The 16,594-nt window shown below is 38.6% G+C and carries 13 protein-coding genes and 2 pseudogenes; 7 read left to right on the top strand and 8 right to left on the bottom strand.

All coding sequences use genetic code 11. The features are described from left to right. Positions 1–51: 51 nt before the first annotated feature. The 4 genes from ACXVWB_RS08030 to ACXVWB_RS08015 form a co-directional block, all read right to left on the bottom strand. Entirely contained in the window at positions 52–1,578 is a 1,527-nt protein-coding gene (locus tag ACXVWB_RS08030; protein WP_289901985.1) for a catalase, read from the bottom strand. A 252-nt stretch (positions 1,579–1,830) separates the two neighbouring features. Next, positions 1,831–3,030: a Bcr/CflA family multidrug efflux MFS transporter gene (locus ACXVWB_RS08025; RefSeq protein ID WP_289901986.1), complete on the bottom strand. Its 1,200-nt coding sequence runs from the start codon at positions 3,028–3,030 to the stop codon at positions 1,831–1,833. A 1-nt stretch (position 3,031) separates the two neighbouring features. Then, entirely contained in the window at positions 3,032–3,730 is a 699-nt protein-coding gene (gene rsuA / locus ACXVWB_RS08020) for a 16S rRNA pseudouridine(516) synthase RsuA (RefSeq protein ID WP_289901987.1), read from the bottom strand. A 9-nt stretch (positions 3,731–3,739) separates the two neighbouring features. Next, complete coding sequence (locus ACXVWB_RS08015; protein ID WP_289901988.1) at positions 3,740–4,369, bottom strand: DUF1919 domain-containing protein; 630 nt, start codon at positions 4,367–4,369, stop codon at positions 3,740–3,742. Between the two features lie 200 nt (positions 4,370–4,569). Between ACXVWB_RS08015 and ACXVWB_RS08010 the strand changes: the two genes are divergently transcribed. After that, entirely contained in the window at positions 4,570–5,844 is a 1,275-nt protein-coding gene (locus tag ACXVWB_RS08010) for a malic enzyme-like NAD(P)-binding protein (protein WP_289901989.1), read from the top strand. A gap of 48 nt (positions 5,845–5,892) precedes the next feature. Here ACXVWB_RS08010 and ACXVWB_RS08005 read toward each other — a convergent pair. Next, positions 5,893–6,111 (bottom strand): annotated as a pseudogene (locus ACXVWB_RS08005) (IS3 family transposase); the annotation flags it as partial. Between the two features lie 160 nt (positions 6,112–6,271). Between ACXVWB_RS08005 and ACXVWB_RS08000 the strand changes: the two are divergent. Continuing rightward, positions 6,272–8,209, top strand: coding sequence for an LTA synthase family protein (locus ACXVWB_RS08000; protein WP_420485550.1), 1,938 nt, complete (start codon positions 6,272–6,274; stop codon positions 8,207–8,209). A gap of 69 nt (positions 8,210–8,278) precedes the next feature. On the opposite strand, the gene ytfE is transcribed toward ACXVWB_RS08000, so the two are convergent. Further along, entirely contained in the window at positions 8,279–8,953 is a 675-nt protein-coding gene (ytfE, locus tag ACXVWB_RS07995) for an iron-sulfur cluster repair protein YtfE (RefSeq protein ID WP_289901991.1), read from the bottom strand. A gap of 214 nt (positions 8,954–9,167) precedes the next feature. On the opposite strand from ytfE, the gene ACXVWB_RS07990 reads away from it, so the two are divergent. Next, entirely contained in the window at positions 9,168–10,019 is an 852-nt protein-coding gene (locus tag ACXVWB_RS07990) for an endonuclease/exonuclease/phosphatase family protein (protein WP_289901992.1), read from the top strand. A 58-nt stretch (positions 10,020–10,077) separates the two neighbouring features. Here ACXVWB_RS07990 and ACXVWB_RS07985 read toward each other — a convergent pair whose 3' ends face one another. Next, a complete protein-coding gene (locus ACXVWB_RS07985; protein ID WP_289901993.1) occupies positions 10,078–11,553 on the bottom strand; it encodes a leucyl aminopeptidase in 1,476 nt (491 codons plus the stop codon). 105 nt (positions 11,554–11,658) lie between these two features. Here ACXVWB_RS07985 and lptF point away from each other — a divergent pair, with 105 nt between their 5' ends. Together lptF and lptG are read left to right on the top strand one after the other, a co-directional pair. Further along, positions 11,659–12,750, top strand: coding sequence for an LPS export ABC transporter permease LptF (gene lptF / locus ACXVWB_RS07980; protein ID WP_289901994.1), 1,092 nt, complete (start codon positions 11,659–11,661; stop codon positions 12,748–12,750). 11 nt (positions 12,751–12,761) lie between these two features. Further along, positions 12,762–13,835: an LPS export ABC transporter permease LptG gene (lptG, locus tag ACXVWB_RS07975; protein ID WP_458485301.1), complete on the top strand. Its 1,074-nt coding sequence runs from the start codon at positions 12,762–12,764 to the stop codon at positions 13,833–13,835. Positions 13,836–13,926: 91 nt separating this feature from the next. On the opposite strand, the gene fbp is transcribed toward lptG, so the two are convergent. Next, positions 13,927–14,931: a class 1 fructose-bisphosphatase gene (gene fbp / locus ACXVWB_RS07970; protein WP_049357539.1), complete on the bottom strand. Its 1,005-nt coding sequence runs from the start codon at positions 14,929–14,931 to the stop codon at positions 13,927–13,929. A 177-nt stretch (positions 14,932–15,108) separates the two neighbouring features. Between fbp and ACXVWB_RS07965 the strand changes: the two are divergent. Beyond that, positions 15,109–15,243, top strand: a pseudogene (locus ACXVWB_RS07965) (patatin); the annotation flags it as partial. A 184-nt stretch (positions 15,244–15,427) separates the two neighbouring features. Next, positions 15,428–16,573 carry a 5-methyltetrahydropteroyltriglutamate--homocysteine S-methyltransferase gene (locus ACXVWB_RS07960; protein ID WP_369866792.1) on the top strand — a complete coding sequence of 382 codons (1,146 nt, stop codon included), beginning with the start codon at positions 15,428–15,430 and terminating at the stop codon, positions 16,571–16,573. Positions 16,574–16,594 lie beyond the last annotated feature (21 nt).

Here is a 16,594-nt window from a genome sequence, read left to right as displayed (position 1 = left end):
ATTCCCGCCTTTATTTTTAGATTTAAAATCTGCTTATAAAATTGACCGCACTTATAACAATCCACCTTGACCTAATGCTGGGTCAGTTTCACGTGCTTTTAATGCCTCTTCAACGGTTAAGCCCAATGCTTTTGCAACGCCTTCACCATATGCAGGATCACACCAGTGACAGTTACGGATATGACGGTATTTAATGAAGTCAGGTGCATCGCCCATTGCAGCTGCAGTGTTGTTGAATAACGCTTGTTTTTGCTCTGTGCTCATTAAGTTAAATAATGCACGTGGTTGGCTGAAGTAGTCGTTATCATCGTTGCGATAATCCCAATGTGCTGCATCTCCATTGATACGAAGTGGTGGTTCAGCAAAATCTGGTTGTTGTTGCCATTGGTTGAAGCTGTTTGGCTCGTAGTGTGGCAAGCTACCGTAGTTACCATCTACACGACCTTGACCATCACGTTGGTTGCTATGCACTGGGCAACGCGGACGGTTTACTGGAATTTGACGGTAGTTCACACCTAAACGGTAACGTTGTGCATCTGCATAGTTAAATAAACGAGCTTGTAACATTCTGTCAGGACTTGCACCGATACCTGGTACCAAGTTACTTGGTGCAAACGCAGATTGTTCTACATCCGCGAAGAAGTTTTCTGGGTTACGGTTTAATTCAAACTCACCAACTTCAATTAATGGGTAGTCTTTTTTCGGCCATACTTTAGTTAAGTCGAACGGATGATAAGGCACTTTTTCCGCATCTGCTTCTGGCATAATTTGTACAAATAATGTCCATTTAGGGAAATCACCACGTTCAATCGCTTCATATAAATCACGTTGATGGCTTTCACGGTCATTTGCAATAATTTCTGCTGCTTCAGCATCTGTTAAATTTTTAATGCCTTGTTGAGTACGGAAGTGGAATTTTACCCAAAAACGTTCGCCTGCTTCGTTCCAGAAACTATAAGTGTGAGAACCGAAACCGTGCATATGACGATAGCTTGCAGGAATACCACGATCACTCATTACAACAGTTACTTGGTGTAATGCTTCTGGTAATAATGTCCAGAAATCCCAGTTATTAGTTGCTGAACGCATATTAGTGCGTGGGTCGCGTTTTACCGCTTTGTTTAAGTCTGGGAATTTACGTGGATCACGTAAGAAGAATACCGGGGTGTTGTTACCCACTAAGTCCCAGTTACCTTCTTCGGTATAGAATTTTAATGCGAAACCACGAATATCACGTTCCGCATCTGCAGCACCACGTTCACCTGCCACGGTAGTAAAACGTGCGAACATTTCCGTTTTTTTACCCACCTCACTGAAAATTTTTGCACGAGTATATTGAGTAATATCGTGTGTGACAGTAAAGGTACCAAATGCACCAGAACCTTTCGCGTGCATACGACGCTCTGGAATAACTTCGCGTACGAAATCAGCTAATTTTTCGTTAAGCCATAAATCTTGTGAAAGTAATGGACCACGCGGACCTGCAGTTAAACTGTTTTGATTGTCAGCAACAGGGGCGCCATTTCCCATCGTTAGGTTAGTAGACGATAAATGCGAAAAAGGGCATTTTGAACTCATAGTTAACTCCTTGTATGAATAAATAGGGGGATGAAATAAATTTCTTAAGTATCATACAAAAAGGTTTCAGTGATTGAAATCTATTAAATCAATCAAAATAATCTATTAATTTGAAGAGGGATTGAATTTTGTATCAAATTTCATGAAAGGCTGTTGTATTCGCTTTAAATGACACAAAAATACTAGTCTAACTGAAACAATTACGTCCATTCATATCTAATAATTGCTTATTAGATATGAACAAAATTTTTATTATTTAGTTGAATTGCAATGCCGATAAGTCAGGAAATAGTAAGAGAGGGCTGAAATAACTACGCAAGCTGCCATTGTATAGAGCATTGGTGCTGCTGTTTCCATTTTAAAGCTCGCTACAAGGGAACCCATCACAGCACCGACACCAAAACGTACACTTCCCATTAATGAGTTTGCAGTACCTGCCATCGTTGGGAATTTTTCGAGAATAGAGGCGGTCGCATTGGAGGAAATTAATGGGTTTTGTCCTACAAAAAAGGCTACACCAATTGCCATAGGCCAAAATCCGAAATCAAAAAGTGCGGTTAAAAATAACCAAATTCCTGAAATGAATTGTACGGCAATACCAATTCGTAACATGGTTTCAGCACCTAGCTTCAATACAAATTTACCATTTAGATAAGATGCAGCGGTCATAATGGCAATATTGATCATAAAGAAATAGCCGAATTGATCGACAGGAATACCATAAATACCGATATAGACAATCGATCCCGCAGTGACGAAAGCAAATAACCCACCAAAACCAAAAGAAGCCGCCGCCATATAACCTAACACTTCTTTTTGTTTAGAAAGCATCATGAAGTTACGGGCAATAATATTAAGACGCAAGGGAATACGATTTTCTTGTTTATGGGTCTCGGGAATAATGAAAAAGACAAGCAATGCTGCAAGAAATCCCATGATGCCAATCACATAAAAAATCATATGCCAGTGGAAATATTTCACGATATATCCGCCAATTATAGGCGCAACAAGTGGTGCGATCATAAAGACAAGCGTGATAGTGGACATGATTCTAGAGAGCTGATCTTTGCTAAATAAATCTCGTAATAAAGCGCCTGAAAGTACAACAGGCGCCGCTCCAAAGAAACCTTGAACGAAACGCAGAACAGTGAAACTGCCAATAGAATGAATACTCGTTAAAATAATGGATGTGATAGCACCAATAATGACCCCTAACAAAATAATCGGTTTACGACCAAAGCTATCACCAAAAGGCCCCCAGAATAATTGCCCTGCCGCCATACCATAAGCGAAGAATGTCAGCGTGTGCTGTACTTGCTCAGCGTTGATATTTAAGTCTTCAGCAATATTTAAAAAGGACGGAATATACATATCCACGCCCAAAGGCGGTAGCATCGAGAGAATGCCGAGCGTGGCGATAAAAATAAAGGTAGGTTTAATATTTTGGCTCATATTATTTCACTAAATTGTCGATTTCGTCCTGAGTAAGTGGACGAAATTCGCCTTCTTCTAAGCTTTCATCTAATTCAACGTTACCGATTCTCCAACGATGGAGTGCCACGACTTTATTACCCAGCGCGGCAAACATTCGTTTCACTTGGTGATAGCGCCCTTCAGAGATAGTCAGGTTCACGTTGTAATCATCTAACACTTCAAGTTTTGCTGGCTTAGTTGGTTCTTTTTCACCACGTAACAAAATGCCTTCTTCACAAGCTGAAGCATAATGGTTCTCAACTGGGTCAGCTAAAGTGACTAAATAGGTTTTCTCACATTGATGCTTTGGTGAGGTAATACGATGTGACCATTGCCCATCATCCGTTAATAGCACGAGGCCAGTGGTATCCACATCTAATCGTCCAGCGCTGTGTAATTTGCCTGAAAGAGGCGGTTCAAAGAATTGATAAATAGTTGGATAGTCACCGTCATCATGAGAGCAAACGTAGCCCTGAGGCTTATGCAACATAAAATATTGACCTTCTTCCACCCAAGTCAATAATTCATCTTCAAAATAAATTTCATCTTCTTGGCTTACTTTGGTCGCCCCATTTTTCACAATTTCACCGTTAATTTTGACCGCACTTTGGCGAATGGCCTTGGTAGCTTGTGAACGGGTTAAACCAGTATTCTCGGCAATAAATTTATCTAATCGCATCGTAAACTCTTATTTTTGATTGAACCAGCTGACGTAATCAAATTGGTCGTAATATTTTTCGCCATTCCAACCGGAAAAGGTAAATAAATCACCCACTTCGTTTTCATTTTCAAAGCCTTTAATATAGAAAGCGGATTTAAACTCGGGATAAGGCTTATGGGTAAAGACCACTTTGTTCGGATAAGGTAAGTTATCAAAGGCTTGTAAGTGCTCGTAATCCACACCTTTTCCTCTGTACTTATCCGTCATTATAATAAATAAATTATCAAAGTTTAAACGTTGTGAGCGAGCCTCCCATTTTTCTTTGGCTTCTTGCTCTGAACGATAGTGCATAAAGTGGATTTTGAGGTCACCTAAGATTCCAATAGGATAGTTTTTTTCTGTTTGTATAAATTGGAGCGGCAGTGATTGATAAAAACGGATATCTTGCAAATAACGAATAAAATCAAAAGGTTCTAAATAAAGATTAACAAATGGAGAATTAAAAGGTTGATTTAGATCGTGTAAAATAAACGCACCGACACAGTTTGCAGAAATCACCGACATGCCTTGATTGGTTAAACGTTTTTGATAGGTTTGATTAATCGCTTTCCGTTGTAATTTATTGATGGCGCTTCTAAATTTAGAAAACAAACTCATTATTTATATCCTGTATATTTTTTGCGATATAGTAACGTTTTTGCTTATGAATGTAAAGAAAAGACAAAGGTGTGGTCGATTTCACTCATATTTTTGTAATAAATTTGTAAAATTTTTGCGGTATGTCACAAAATTCTATTTAAAAGGGAGTATAATGGTGTAAATTTTATTTGTTATAAATGAAAATGGAGTATTTTTATATGAGCGAACAATTGCGCCAAGCCGCATTAGATTTTCATGAATTCCCTATCCCAGGAAAAATTGCAGTCACCCCAACCAAATCATTAGCTACTCAACATGATTTAGCCCTTGCGTATTCTCCAGGTGTTGCTGAGCCTTGCTTAGAGATTGAAAAAGATCCCTCAGCGGCAAGCCGTTATACAGCACGTGCTAATTTAGTGGCCGTTATTTCAAATGGTACAGCCGTGTTAGGTCTAGGAAATATTGGTGCGCTTGCATCAAAACCTGTTATGGAAGGGAAAGGTGTATTATTCAAAAAATTTGCAGGCATCAATGTATTTGATATTGAAATCAATGAACAGGATCCAGATAAATTAATTGACATTATTGCTTCATTAGAACCAACGTTTGGTGGCATTAATCTTGAAGATATCAAAGCACCAGAATGTTTCTATATTGAAAAAGCATTGCGTGAACGTATGGGAATTCCGGTATTCCATGATGATCAACATGGTACGGCTATTATCGTCGGTGCAGCTGCATTAAATGGTTTAGAAATTATTGGTAAAAATATCTCTGATGTGCGCTTAGTGGTAAATGGCGCAGGTGCTTCAGCTATTGCGTGTACTAACTTGCTTCGTGCATTAGGTTTCAAAAAAGAAAATATCACCATGTGTGACTCTAAAGGCGTGATTTACAAAGGCCGTGGCGATAACATGGATGAAACCAAACAATTCTACGCGATTGAAGATAATGGTTGGCGCACATTAGCGGATGCCGTTAAGGGAGCTGATGTGTTCTTAGGTTGCTCTAAAGCAGGTGCATTAAAACCTGAAATGGTGAAAACCATGGCAGAAAATCCATTAATTCTTGCATTAGCTAACCCTGTGCCTGAAATTACCCCAGATGAAGCCAAAGCAGTTCGTCCAGATGCGATTGTTTGTACTGGTCGCTCAGACTTTCCAAATCAAGTAAATAACGTACTTTGTTTCCCATTCTTATTCCGTGGAGCATTAGACGTAGGCGCAACAGCGATTAATGAGGAAATGAAATTAGCCGCTTCTCATGCAATTGCGGGTTTGGCAAAAGAACAAGTTCCATTAGAAATTATTACTAATTATGGTGCGTTATCATTTGGGCCGGATTATGTCATTCCGACTCCGTTCGATCCTCGTTTATTATTTACCGTGTCTTCTGCGGTAGCGAAAAAAGCAATGGAAACAGGCGTGGCAACACGTCCAATTACAGACTGGGTAGCTTATGAAAAACAATTAAAAGCGTTGGTTGCAGCTTAGTCTTTCTCTTTCAAAAAGTGATCTGCCCCCAAAAGTTGGACAGGTTAGTTAACTTAAATATTGAGCTCGGTATTGCACCGGGCTCAATCCTTTTAAACCAAGTTTAATTCGGTTTTGGTTGTAATACACTAAATATTCTTCAATTTCAGCCTGTAATTTAACAATTGAATGATAAGTCCGAGAGTAAAAACACGCTGATTTTAATATTGTAAAAAAGCTTTCAATCACCGCATTATCGTAGCAATTTTCTCGGCGACTCATACTTTGCACCTCAAATTAGGTGTCCAGGTTTTGGGGTGCAGATCAAAGTGCGATCAAAAATGATGATGTTTTTAACCGCACTTTGTGTTTTTTTATCTGTCTATGAAAGGAATGGCACATTAGCGTGCTTTAAATTAATCAAAGGGTAGCGATTCCCTTAGGACTTATGAGTGTCAAAATGAAACAAACACGTTCTTCTTTATATCCAATTTTTCTCTTCGTCATCATTAATCTGATCATTTTCTCCTTATCTCGTCTTGGGCTTGCGATTTGGCAGGCAGACCGTGTTTCTGCGGTAGCGGGTTGGGGGCAATTATTCTTACAAGGCTTGCGTATGGACATCGTGGCTTTGTGTTATCTATTTGGTGTGCCGGCATTATTTACGGTGTTATTTCATCATAGCCGAATTTGGAAAATGATTTTACGCATTTGGCTTACCTTCGGTAGTGTGTTTATTCTATTCATGGAATTGGCTACGCCTGCATTTATCGAAACCTATGATTTCCGTCCAAACCGTCTATTTATCGAATATTTAATTTATCCGAAAGAAGTCTTTTCAATGTTGATGGAAGGCCATTTAACTGCGGTCATTTTTAGCCTTATTTTCACTGTTACGGCTTTCTTCTGTTATTGGAAATTATCTGGTTATGCGGTCAAAAATTTACGCCCAATGAGCTGGAAATTACGCCCTGTTGTAGCATTGCTCGTGATTGCTGTTGCTTTTTTAGGTGCGCGTTCGAGTTTCCAACACCGTGGTGTTAACCCTGCAATGGTCGCCTTTTCTTCCGATGGTTTAGTGAATTCTCTCGTGTTGAACTCTGGCTATTCTGTCCTTTATGTGGCACAGCAATTTAAAGATGAAGGAGCATCTTCCGAAGCCTATGGCAAAATGGATACTGATGAAATGTTGCGTATTGTCAAAGCAAGCCGTGGGCGCCCTGAAAGTGATTATATTTCAGAGAAGATTCCAACCTTAACGAAAAACCAAGCGACTTACCAAGGTAAACCGAAAAATATCGTCATTATTTTGGAAGAAAGTTTTGGGGCGCAATTTATCGGTACATTAGGCGGAAAACCACTTTCACCTGAATTTGATAAGTTAGCCAAAGAAGGCTGGTTATTTGAAAATCTTTATGCTACGGGGACGCGTTCTGTACGCGGTATTGAAGCTACAACTGCAGGTTTTACACCCACTCCAGCACGTGCAGTGGTGAAATTGAATAACAGTCAAAGTGGTTTCTTTACTATTGCAGATTTACTTGCCAAACAAGGTTATAACACTTCCTTTATTTATGGTGGTGAAAAACACTTTGATAACATGGCAAGCTTCTTCTATGGTAATGGTTTCCAAAATATTATCGATCAAAAGGATTATCAAAATCCGAAATTTACTGCGACTTGGGGCGTGAGTGATGAGGATTTATTTGATAAAGCGAACGAAACTTTTACCCAATTACAGAATGAAGGAAAACCATTCTTTAGCTTAGTGTTTAGTTCGAGCAATCACGATCCTTTTGAATTTCCGGATGGTAAAATTGAGCTTTACGAACAACCAAAAGCAACCCGTAATAACAGTGCAAAATATGCAGATTATGCCATTGGTTATTTCTTCAACTTAGCGAAACAATCTAATTATTGGAAAGATACCGTGTTCTTGGTAATTGCCGACCATGATTCTCGTGCAGCAGGGGCAAGCTTGGTGCCAATTAAGCATTTCCATATTCCTGCGTTAATTTTAGGTGATCATGTTGCACCTCGCCGAGACAGTCGTTTAGTGAGTCAAATTGATATGCCGACAACCTTACTTTCTATTGCGGGGGTAAGTGGTAATTATCCGATGATTGGCTTTGATTTAACGCAAGATGTGAATCCGAATCGTGCCTTTATGCAGTTTGATCAAACCCAAGCTTTAATGAAAGGCAATCATGATGTCGTTATCCAAACACCAAATAGCAAAGCAAAAGGCTATGTTTATGATAAGGAAAAAGACACATTAACCGAAAAAGACGTGTCGGAAGAAATGAAAAAAGAAGCGTTGGCACATGCCTTACTTGGCAGCTATTTGTATAAAAACCGTTTATATAAAGGCAGTGAAGAGAAGTAAAGTGCGGTCAGTTTTAGGCTAATTTTAAAGGGCGAATGATTTCGCCCTTTTTCTTTAGATGATTTGTTCTTAGTGATTTTCAGCAATCACACGAGGGAATAAAACATTATTTTCACGATGAATATGCATCATTAAATCATCTGCAAATTCTTGGATACCGCTATAAAGCGCACGCCATGTGTTACAAGCATCTGCAGGAGGTGTCATATTGTTTGTTAATGATTTTAATACGTCTAAATGTTCGCCATGTTCTGCGTGTTCCATTTCCATCATACGAATCGGCATTTGTGCCATCATATAATTTCCCGCTTTGATCATTGGGAAAAGCACGTGCTCTTCTTTCATCATATGGTTGCTTAAATCATCATAGACATTGCGTAATTCTGCTGCTACGCCGATAGGGCAATCATCGCGATCACCATGAACACTTTCTACGCGATCCGCTAATACGATTAATTCTTGAAGTTGTTCACGGTGACGTTGATGATAGCGAACTAAAATATGATCGATAACTTCACCATAATTTGCACCACCCCAATATTCTTCAGGGTTTTCTGCTTTGCTGTTTTGTAGCGCAGTTAAGCGCGTTTCGATGTCTACTAAATTGAGTCCTTTTTCTGCCGCTGCGTGAGCAAGTGTATCTGAGCCACCACAGCAGAAATCTAAATCATATTCACGAAGTAGTGAAGTTGAGCCGGGTACGCTGATTGCGATTTCACTTAATTTTTTATCTCCAAAAGACATAATGAATCTCCTTGTTGATGAGGTAGAGTTAGAAGTTGAGCAAAATACTAAGATAATAAAAGGAAAATGCAACGTTTTTTTTAGCAAAGTATGATTTAAATCAAAGCTAAAAATTAAAGTTACCATGTTGTAGGTAGGTATTAATGAGTATTAAAAGTGAAAGTTGCATTGCTTTGATGAGGTGTTATTATTCGAGCATAGAGAGAGGATCATCATGAAGCGAATTTATCGATTTTTAACTATTGGATTACTATTGCTGGTTTTAGGTGGTGGCTATTTTTTTGCGAATTTAACAATTTTTGCTCGTACATTTATCCAATTAAATACGTCACAAAAAGTGAGTTATATTCCTTTTGAAAACAAACTAAATATGCAATGTGACAAGGCTAATGGTTTGATGCCTAAATTAACGTCTTCACATTTTCGTTTGGTCAACTGGAATGTGCATAAAGGGCAAGATACGGGTTGGCAAGAAGATTTAGCGAGATTGTCTGAACAAGCTGATTTTGTGTTATTACAAGAGGCGACACAACATCAAAATTTAAACACATTTTCGACCGCACTTTTTGTGTCCTCTTTTTCTTTTAAAGATCTCTTATCCGGTGTAAAAACATTCACCAAAACGCAACCAGAATGGTATTGCGGTGGTGGCGTAGCAGAACCATTAATACAAATTCCCAAAGTGGCAAGTGTGATGAGTTTTCCATTAGAAAAAGGCGATAGCTTGCTACTTATTAATGTGCATTTGATTAATTTTGAATGGGGGATTTCCGCTTATCAAACTCAGTTAGAGCAGCTCTTTTCTTTTGTAGAAAATCATCAAGGCCCCATCATTATCTCTGGCGATTTTAATGCATGGAATGAGCGTCGTCTGAATTTAGCTAATAATTTGATGCAAAAATATGGATTAGATGTAGTGACGCTCTCTCAAGATGAGCGGGTTAGATTTTTAGGTTATCCACTTGATTATATTTTTACGCGAGGCGTAAAAGTGGTGAGTGCAACATCAGAAGTGGTTACTTCGTCAGATCATAATCCGTTACTAGTTGAATTTGAATTGGAATAAAGTGCGGTCAGATTTTGAGAAAATTTTAGGGCTAACGTTATGTTAGCCCTATGTGTTATTACTTGGTTTGATTAATTAAAAATTGCGTTAATAAAGAAACCGGACGGCCTGTGGCGCCTTTATTTGCACCTTGAAGCCAAGCTGTCCCGGCGATATCTAAATGTGCCCAAGTGTACTTTTTCGTAAAGTTGGAGAGGAATGCGCCTGCAGTAATTGCACCGCCCCAACGACCGCCAATATTAGCTAAATCAGCAAATGGGGATTTTAATTGCTCTTGATATTCTTCACTTAATGGTAAACGCCAAGCTTTGTCAGTAGTTTGCTGTGCGGCTAGTAATAACTGTTCGGCTAAGGCATCGTTAGTTGAAACTAAGCCGCTGTTATGTTGACCTAAAGCTACCACGCAAGCGCCTGTTAGGGTCGCAATATCAATCACATATTGCGGTTCAAAACGCTCTACATAAGTTAATGTATCACAAAGTACTAAACGGCCTTCAGCATCAGTATTTAACACTTCTACGGTTAAACCATTCATCGTGGTGAGAATATCACCCGGGCGATAGGCATTGCCGTCAGGTAAGTTTTCACAACCCGCTAATACACCGATAACATTGAGTGGTAGATTTAATTCTGCAATGGCTTTCATTGTGCCGAATACCGAAGCAGCACCACACATATCGTATTTCATCTCATCCATTTCTGCGGCTGGTTTTAACGAAATACCGCCTGCATCAAAGGTTAAGCCTTTACCCACTAATACGATAGGTTTCGCATTTTTATCTGGGGCGTTGTTGAAATGCAAAATAGATAGGTAAGCAGGGTGTTGAGAACCACCTGATACCGCTAAATATGCATTCATCCCAAGTTTCGCCATTTCTTCTTCATCAATCACATCTAAGGAAAGTGCGGTTGATGTTTTGGCTAAATTTTTAGCTTGTTCAGCTAAATAAGCCGGTGTACAAATATTAGATGGCATATTCGCGATATTACGCGCAGCTTTTACACCATTTGCAATGGCCTGTGCTTCTGCGATGGCTTGCTGAGCTTGTGAATCATCGGTATTAAAAATGATTTCTTGAAGTGAGATAGCATCCGCTTTTTTACTTTTAAATTCATCGAATTGATAGAGACTATGTTCGATGGTTTCAACAGTAAAACGTACATTCCAAAATAGATCGCGATCTTTAATTTCCACATCCGTTAAATTATTCACCGCTTGTTGAATATTTAATTCTTTTAATGTTTGGGTAACTCGTTGGATGATTTGTTTAAATTGGCGTTCAGTCGTTTCACCTTTTTTACCACAACCTGCTACTAACACGCGTTTAGTCGCAAGATTCGGTAACGAATGAAGCAGAGTCGCTTGCCCAATTTTGCCTGAAAGATCTTGGCTTTGAGCTAACTGGCTGAGGTAGCCTTGTGTGATTTGATCGATTTCATTGAAACTTTTTGTTAATTCATTGTTCTCATAAATGCCGATAATAAGGCAATCGGTTGATTGAGAAAGTGCGGTTGAGTTCGCTTGATATTTCATGTTATTTCCTTATGTTGCTAATTTGCTATTTAAATCAGTCAAAATAAGGTATCATACGCCATCTAAATTAGCCAGTTTCCCGTGTTTTTTAGTTAGAAAAAAAGAATGATATTAACCCGATATTTAACAAAGGAAGTTTTTAAAAGCCAGATTGCAATTTTGTTTATTTTGCTTTTAATTTTCTTCAGCCAACAACTTGTGCGCGTACTTGGTTCAGCGGCAAATGGTAAAGTACCTGCCGATCTGGTGTTCTCTTTACTCGGTTTAGGGATGCCGACAATGGCGCAATTAATGTTGCCATTATGTTTGTTTATCGCCATTTTACTGACTTTCGGTCGTCTCTATGCAGAAAGTGAAATCACCGTTATGCGTGCATGTGGTGTAGGCCAACGTATTCTTGTTCGCGTGGCGTTAATTCTTTCTTTGTTCACAGCTGGCTTGGCTGCTTATAACGCATTGTGGCTTTCTCCATGGGCGATTCAAAAACAAGTGGCAATTGTTGAAGATGCTAAAGCTAACCCAACAATGGGGGCATTGGCTTCTGGTCAATTCATGTCCACAAGTAACAATAATTTCGTTTTATTCATTGATAAAATTAATGGTAATCAAATCAGTGATGTTTATCTTTTCCAAATGAAAGCCAAAGGTCAAACGAAACCATCAGTGGTTACAGCTGAAAAAGGTGAGTTAAAAGCGTTACAAAATGGCGATCAAGTGCTGAATTTACAAAATACCTTGCGTGTAGAAGGTACATCTGTGCTTCCTGATTTCCGTATTACACATTTTGATGACTATCAAGCCTATTTAGGCCATCAAGAGACAAACACAGAAGGTGATGAAGCTGCTGAATTATCTTTTGAGCAATTATTAAAAGATAAAAGTGCGGCCGCAAAAGCAGAATTGCATTGGCGCATTACCTTAATTTTAGCCGTGCCTTTAATGGCGCTCATCGCCGTACCAATGAGTAAAGTGAATCCTCGCCAAGGCCGTTTTGCGAAGATCTTACCGGCACTATTGCTTTATTTAATTTACTTCTTATTACAAAGCTCATTTAAATCTTCGGGTGGCGCAGGTAAGCTTGATGCCGGTTTGTTAATGCCGTTGGTAAATATCGCCTTTTTAATTTTAGGGATTGTGCTGAATAGCTGGGATAGCACCGCTATGCATAAGTTCCGTCGCGTATTCAGAAAAGGGTAATAACAATGTTGATGAATACTCTTGATCGTTATATCGGTAAAAGCATTTTAGGGGCAATTTTTGCCACGCTATTTACATTGGTTGGCCTTTCGGCAATTATCAAATTTGTAGAGCAATTCCGTAGCGTAGGGAAAGGTTCTTATGATATTTGGCAAGCGGTGGCTTATACAGGATTAACTATTCCTAAAGATGTGGAAACCTTTTTCCCAATGGCGGCCTTGTTAGGTGCCTTAATTGCTTTAGGTAATTTAGCCAGCCGCAGTGAATTAGTAGTAATGCAATCTGCGGGTTTTTCTCGCTTTAAAATTGGATTAGCCGTCATGAAAACGGCACTTCCACTGGTACTTTTTACCATGATTATTGGGGAATGGGGAATTCCACAAACTGAACAATTTGCTCGTGATATGCGCACTCGAGCACTTTCTGGTGGTTCAATGCTTTCGGTGAAAAATGGAGTATGGGCAAAAGACGGTAATAATTTCGTGTATGTTCGTCGTATTACCGATGATGCACAATTAGAAGATATTTATATTTATACCTTTGATGAACAGCGTAATCTCACGCATTTGAAGCATGCAAATCAAGCACAATATTCTGCTGAAAATAATCAATGGCAGTTACGTCAAGTGAATAATTCAGCGGTATCAAAAGAGCAAATTACCACAACAAACCGCTTAACCGAAAATTGGGCGACGAGTTTAACGCCAGATAAATTAGGCGCAGTTTCATTACGTCCAACGTCATTATCCATTTCAGGTTTATACGAATATATCGCTTTCTTAAAACAAACGGGGCAGGATTCTCGCCGTTTTGAATTAACCTATTGGCGTAAGATTTTACAACCCCTTTCTGTAGGTGTGATGATGATGCTTGCGTTATCTTTTATCTTCGGTTCATTACGCAGTGTCACTGCAGGAGCAAGAATCGTAACGGGGATTTGCTTTGGATTCTTGTTCTATGTCGTCAATGAAATTTTTGGACAAATGAGTGTGGTATTTAATGCGCCAGCTTTTTTAAGTGCACTGATGCCAAGCCTCTTGTTTATGGCGATTATTTGGTGGTTACTCGCAAGAAAACGGGATTAATTAAAAAGCATTAATGAAAAAGGCGAACTGATAAAGTTCGCCTTTTTATTCTCTAAGAAAGTGCGATTAAAATTGACCGCACTTTAGGAATTTAATCTTCTTTAAATTCTCTCATCATTTCTTCTGCTTTTTTCACCATTTCTGCAGAACCGATGAAAAGTGGTACACGTTGGTGAAGTTCAGTTGGCTGAATATCTAAAATTCGATTGTAACCATCAGATGCAATACCACCCGCTTGTTCTGCTAAGAATGCCATTGGATTGCCTTCATAAAGCAAACGAAGCTTACCATTTGGATAGTTGGTTGCACTTGGGTAAATGTAGATACCGCCTTTTAATAAGTTGCGATGGAAGTCTGCCACTAATGAGCCGATATAGCGTGAAGCATAAGGGCGGTTAGTTGCTTTATCTTCTTCTTGGCAGTATTTAATGTATTTTTTTACCCCTTGTGGGAATTTGAGATATTGTCCTTCATTGATGGAATAGATTTTTCCCTCTTTTGGCATTTGCATATTTTCATGAGAAAGGCAGAATGTACCGATAGATGGATCATAAGTGAAACCATTTACACCATGACCAGTGGTATAAACCAACATGGTAGACGAACCATATACGATATAACCCGCAGCCACTTGTTTATTACCCGGTTGCATAAAGTCTTCTAAGGTAACAGGTGAGCCAATAGGGGATACACGACGGTAAATAGAGAAGATTGTCCCAACCGAAACGTTCACATCAATATTGGATGAACCATCAAGTGGGTCAGTCAAAATAATATATTTTGCATTGCGAGCACGTTCAGTATCAAAAGCGATAAAGCTTTCTTCTTCCTCTGAAGCAAAACCTGCTACTTCTTCACGTGACATGAGTGCTGCATTCATGGTGTTATGGGCGAATAAGTCCAATTTCATTTGGCTTTCACCTTGCACGTTTTCGACACCAGATTGACCAAGGATATTCGTTAAACCTGCTTTATTGATATCACGATGAATGATTTTTGCTAGTAAACGAATAGAGGACAAAATACCACTAAGTTCCCCTTTTGCATTTGGGTACTCTGCTTGGCGTTCAACAATAAATTCACTTAATGTTTTCATTTTTATTCCTTTTTTATCATTATTAAGTAACAGATGCGCTGATTATACGCTATTTCATAATTTTGATTGAGATCAAAATATGAATAATGAGATCTGCATCACACTTTATTTTCAAGGCGAAGCCTTGACAATGTGTATTTATTAGAAAAGGATAGAGTTTAAAAATTATCGGAAAGACAGATGAGAAATGATGTGCTTAATATCGGTACATTGTTATATTTGCCAGAATCGGATGTTGATAAATTGCGTGAAGCGGCTAAGATTTTATTGGAACAATCAAAAGAATACCATAAGGCAGTGAAAGCATTGTGATCGTTTATAGATTTAAAATGTGGTTAAAAATGACCGCATTTTTTCTTTTTACATTTTATATCAATTCCCTTCATATAAAATTACAATAAAATTCACACCCATCTAGACGTCTAAATGTTTAATGAGGACGTTAATTTTGTTACACTCAGTCTATCTTAAAATTAATTAAATATAGGAAAGCAAAATGAGTAAACTTTTTCCAAGTGCCACTATTCGTACTTTTGCACCATATCGTTTTGATATTGTAGGCAGTTTTTTACGTCCAGAGACTTTAAAACAGGCTCGTCATCAATGTAGTTGTGGCGATATTTCTTGTGCTGATTTAACGCAAGTTGAAGATGCTGAAATTGCTAAATTGGTTGAGCATCAAAAAACTGTCGGATTGCATGCGGTGACTGATGGTGAATTTCGTCGTACTTTTTGGCATTTAGATTTCTTAGCCGCATTAGATGGCGTGAAAGAAGTGGATGCTGAAAAATTCTCCGTGCAATTTAAACACGATAATGTACGTCCAAAAACACTAAAAATTATAGATAAGATCGGTTTTTCAGAGAGCCATCCTTTCGTTGAACATTACCGCTCATTACAAAAAATAGCAGGTGAGACTGAAGTTAAATTAACGATTCCTTCTCCGTCAATGCTTCATTTAATTTGTACAGTACGTGCTACAGATTATCAGCCAATTGAACGTTATAAAGATAATAATCAGTTGTTATTAGATGATATTGCTGATGCTTATATTGATGCAATGAATATCTTCTATAAATTAGGCTGTCGTAACTTACAGTTGGATGATACAAGTTGGGGAGAATTCTGTGCGGAAGATAAACGTAAAACCTATACTGAACGTGGTTTAGATTTAGATCAAATTGCCAAAGATTATGTGTATATGTTAAATAAAATCGTGGCAGCGAAACCGGCTGATTTAGCGATTACAATGCATATTTGTCGTGGTAATTTCCGTTCAACTTGGTTCTCAGCAGGTGGTTATGAGCCTATCGCAGAAACCTTATTTGGACACTGTAATGTGGACGGTTTCTTCTTGGAGTACGACAGTGATCGTGCGGGAGATTTTAAACCTTTACGCTTTATTAAAAATCAACAAGTAGTGTTAGGATTAATCACCTCTAAATCGGGCGAGTTAGAAAAGCGTGATGAAATTATTGCTCGTATTAAAGAAGCAGTACAATATGTGGATATCAATCAACTTTGCTTAAGTCCACAATGTGGTTTCGCTTCAACAGAAGAAGGTAACATTCTGACCGAAGAGCAACAATGGAAAAAACTCGAATTTATCCGCGATATCGTAGAAGAAGTTTGGGGTAAGTAATCTAGTTTAGAGTGTAAAAGA

This window comes from Haemophilus sp. SZY H53, from assembly GCF_054332375.1.
The sequence above is the reverse complement of the archived record's forward strand: the minus strand, read 5'-3'. Positions and strand labels throughout refer to the sequence as shown.

What these genes read in the sequence shown, in the direction of transcription:
- ACXVWB_RS08030 (WP_289901985.1), bottom strand. Translation starts at nt 1,578, where the DNA reads ATGAGTTCAAAATGCCCTTTTTCGCATTTATCGTCTACTAACCTAACG.
- ACXVWB_RS08025 (WP_289901986.1), bottom strand. Translation starts at nt 3,030, where the DNA reads ATGAGCCAAAATATTAAACCTACCTTTATTTTTATCGCCACGCTCGGC.
- rsuA (WP_289901987.1), bottom strand. Translation starts at nt 3,730, where the DNA reads ATGCGATTAGATAAATTTATTGCCGAGAATACTGGTTTAACCCGTTCA.
- ACXVWB_RS08015 (WP_289901988.1), bottom strand. Translation starts at nt 4,369, where the DNA reads ATGAGTTTGTTTTCTAAATTTAGAAGCGCCATCAATAAATTACAACGG.
- ACXVWB_RS08010 (WP_289901989.1), top strand. Translation starts at nt 4,570, where the DNA reads ATGAGCGAACAATTGCGCCAAGCCGCATTAGATTTTCATGAATTCCCT.
- ACXVWB_RS08000 (WP_420485550.1), top strand. Translation starts at nt 6,272, where the DNA reads ATGAGTGTCAAAATGAAACAAACACGTTCTTCTTTATATCCAATTTTT.
- ytfE (WP_289901991.1), bottom strand. Translation starts at nt 8,953, where the DNA reads ATGTCTTTTGGAGATAAAAAATTAAGTGAAATCGCAATCAGCGTACCC.
- ACXVWB_RS07990 (WP_289901992.1), top strand. Translation starts at nt 9,168, where the DNA reads ATGAAGCGAATTTATCGATTTTTAACTATTGGATTACTATTGCTGGTT.
- ACXVWB_RS07985 (WP_289901993.1), bottom strand. Translation starts at nt 11,553, where the DNA reads ATGAAATATCAAGCGAACTCAACCGCACTTTCTCAATCAACCGATTGC.
- lptF (WP_289901994.1), top strand. Translation starts at nt 11,659, where the DNA reads ATGATATTAACCCGATATTTAACAAAGGAAGTTTTTAAAAGCCAGATT.
- lptG (WP_458485301.1), top strand. Translation starts at nt 12,762, where the DNA reads ATGAATACTCTTGATCGTTATATCGGTAAAAGCATTTTAGGGGCAATT.
- fbp (WP_049357539.1), bottom strand. Translation starts at nt 14,931, where the DNA reads ATGAAAACATTAAGTGAATTTATTGTTGAACGCCAAGCAGAGTACCCA.
- ACXVWB_RS07960 (WP_369866792.1), top strand. Translation starts at nt 15,428, where the DNA reads ATGAGTAAACTTTTTCCAAGTGCCACTATTCGTACTTTTGCACCATAT.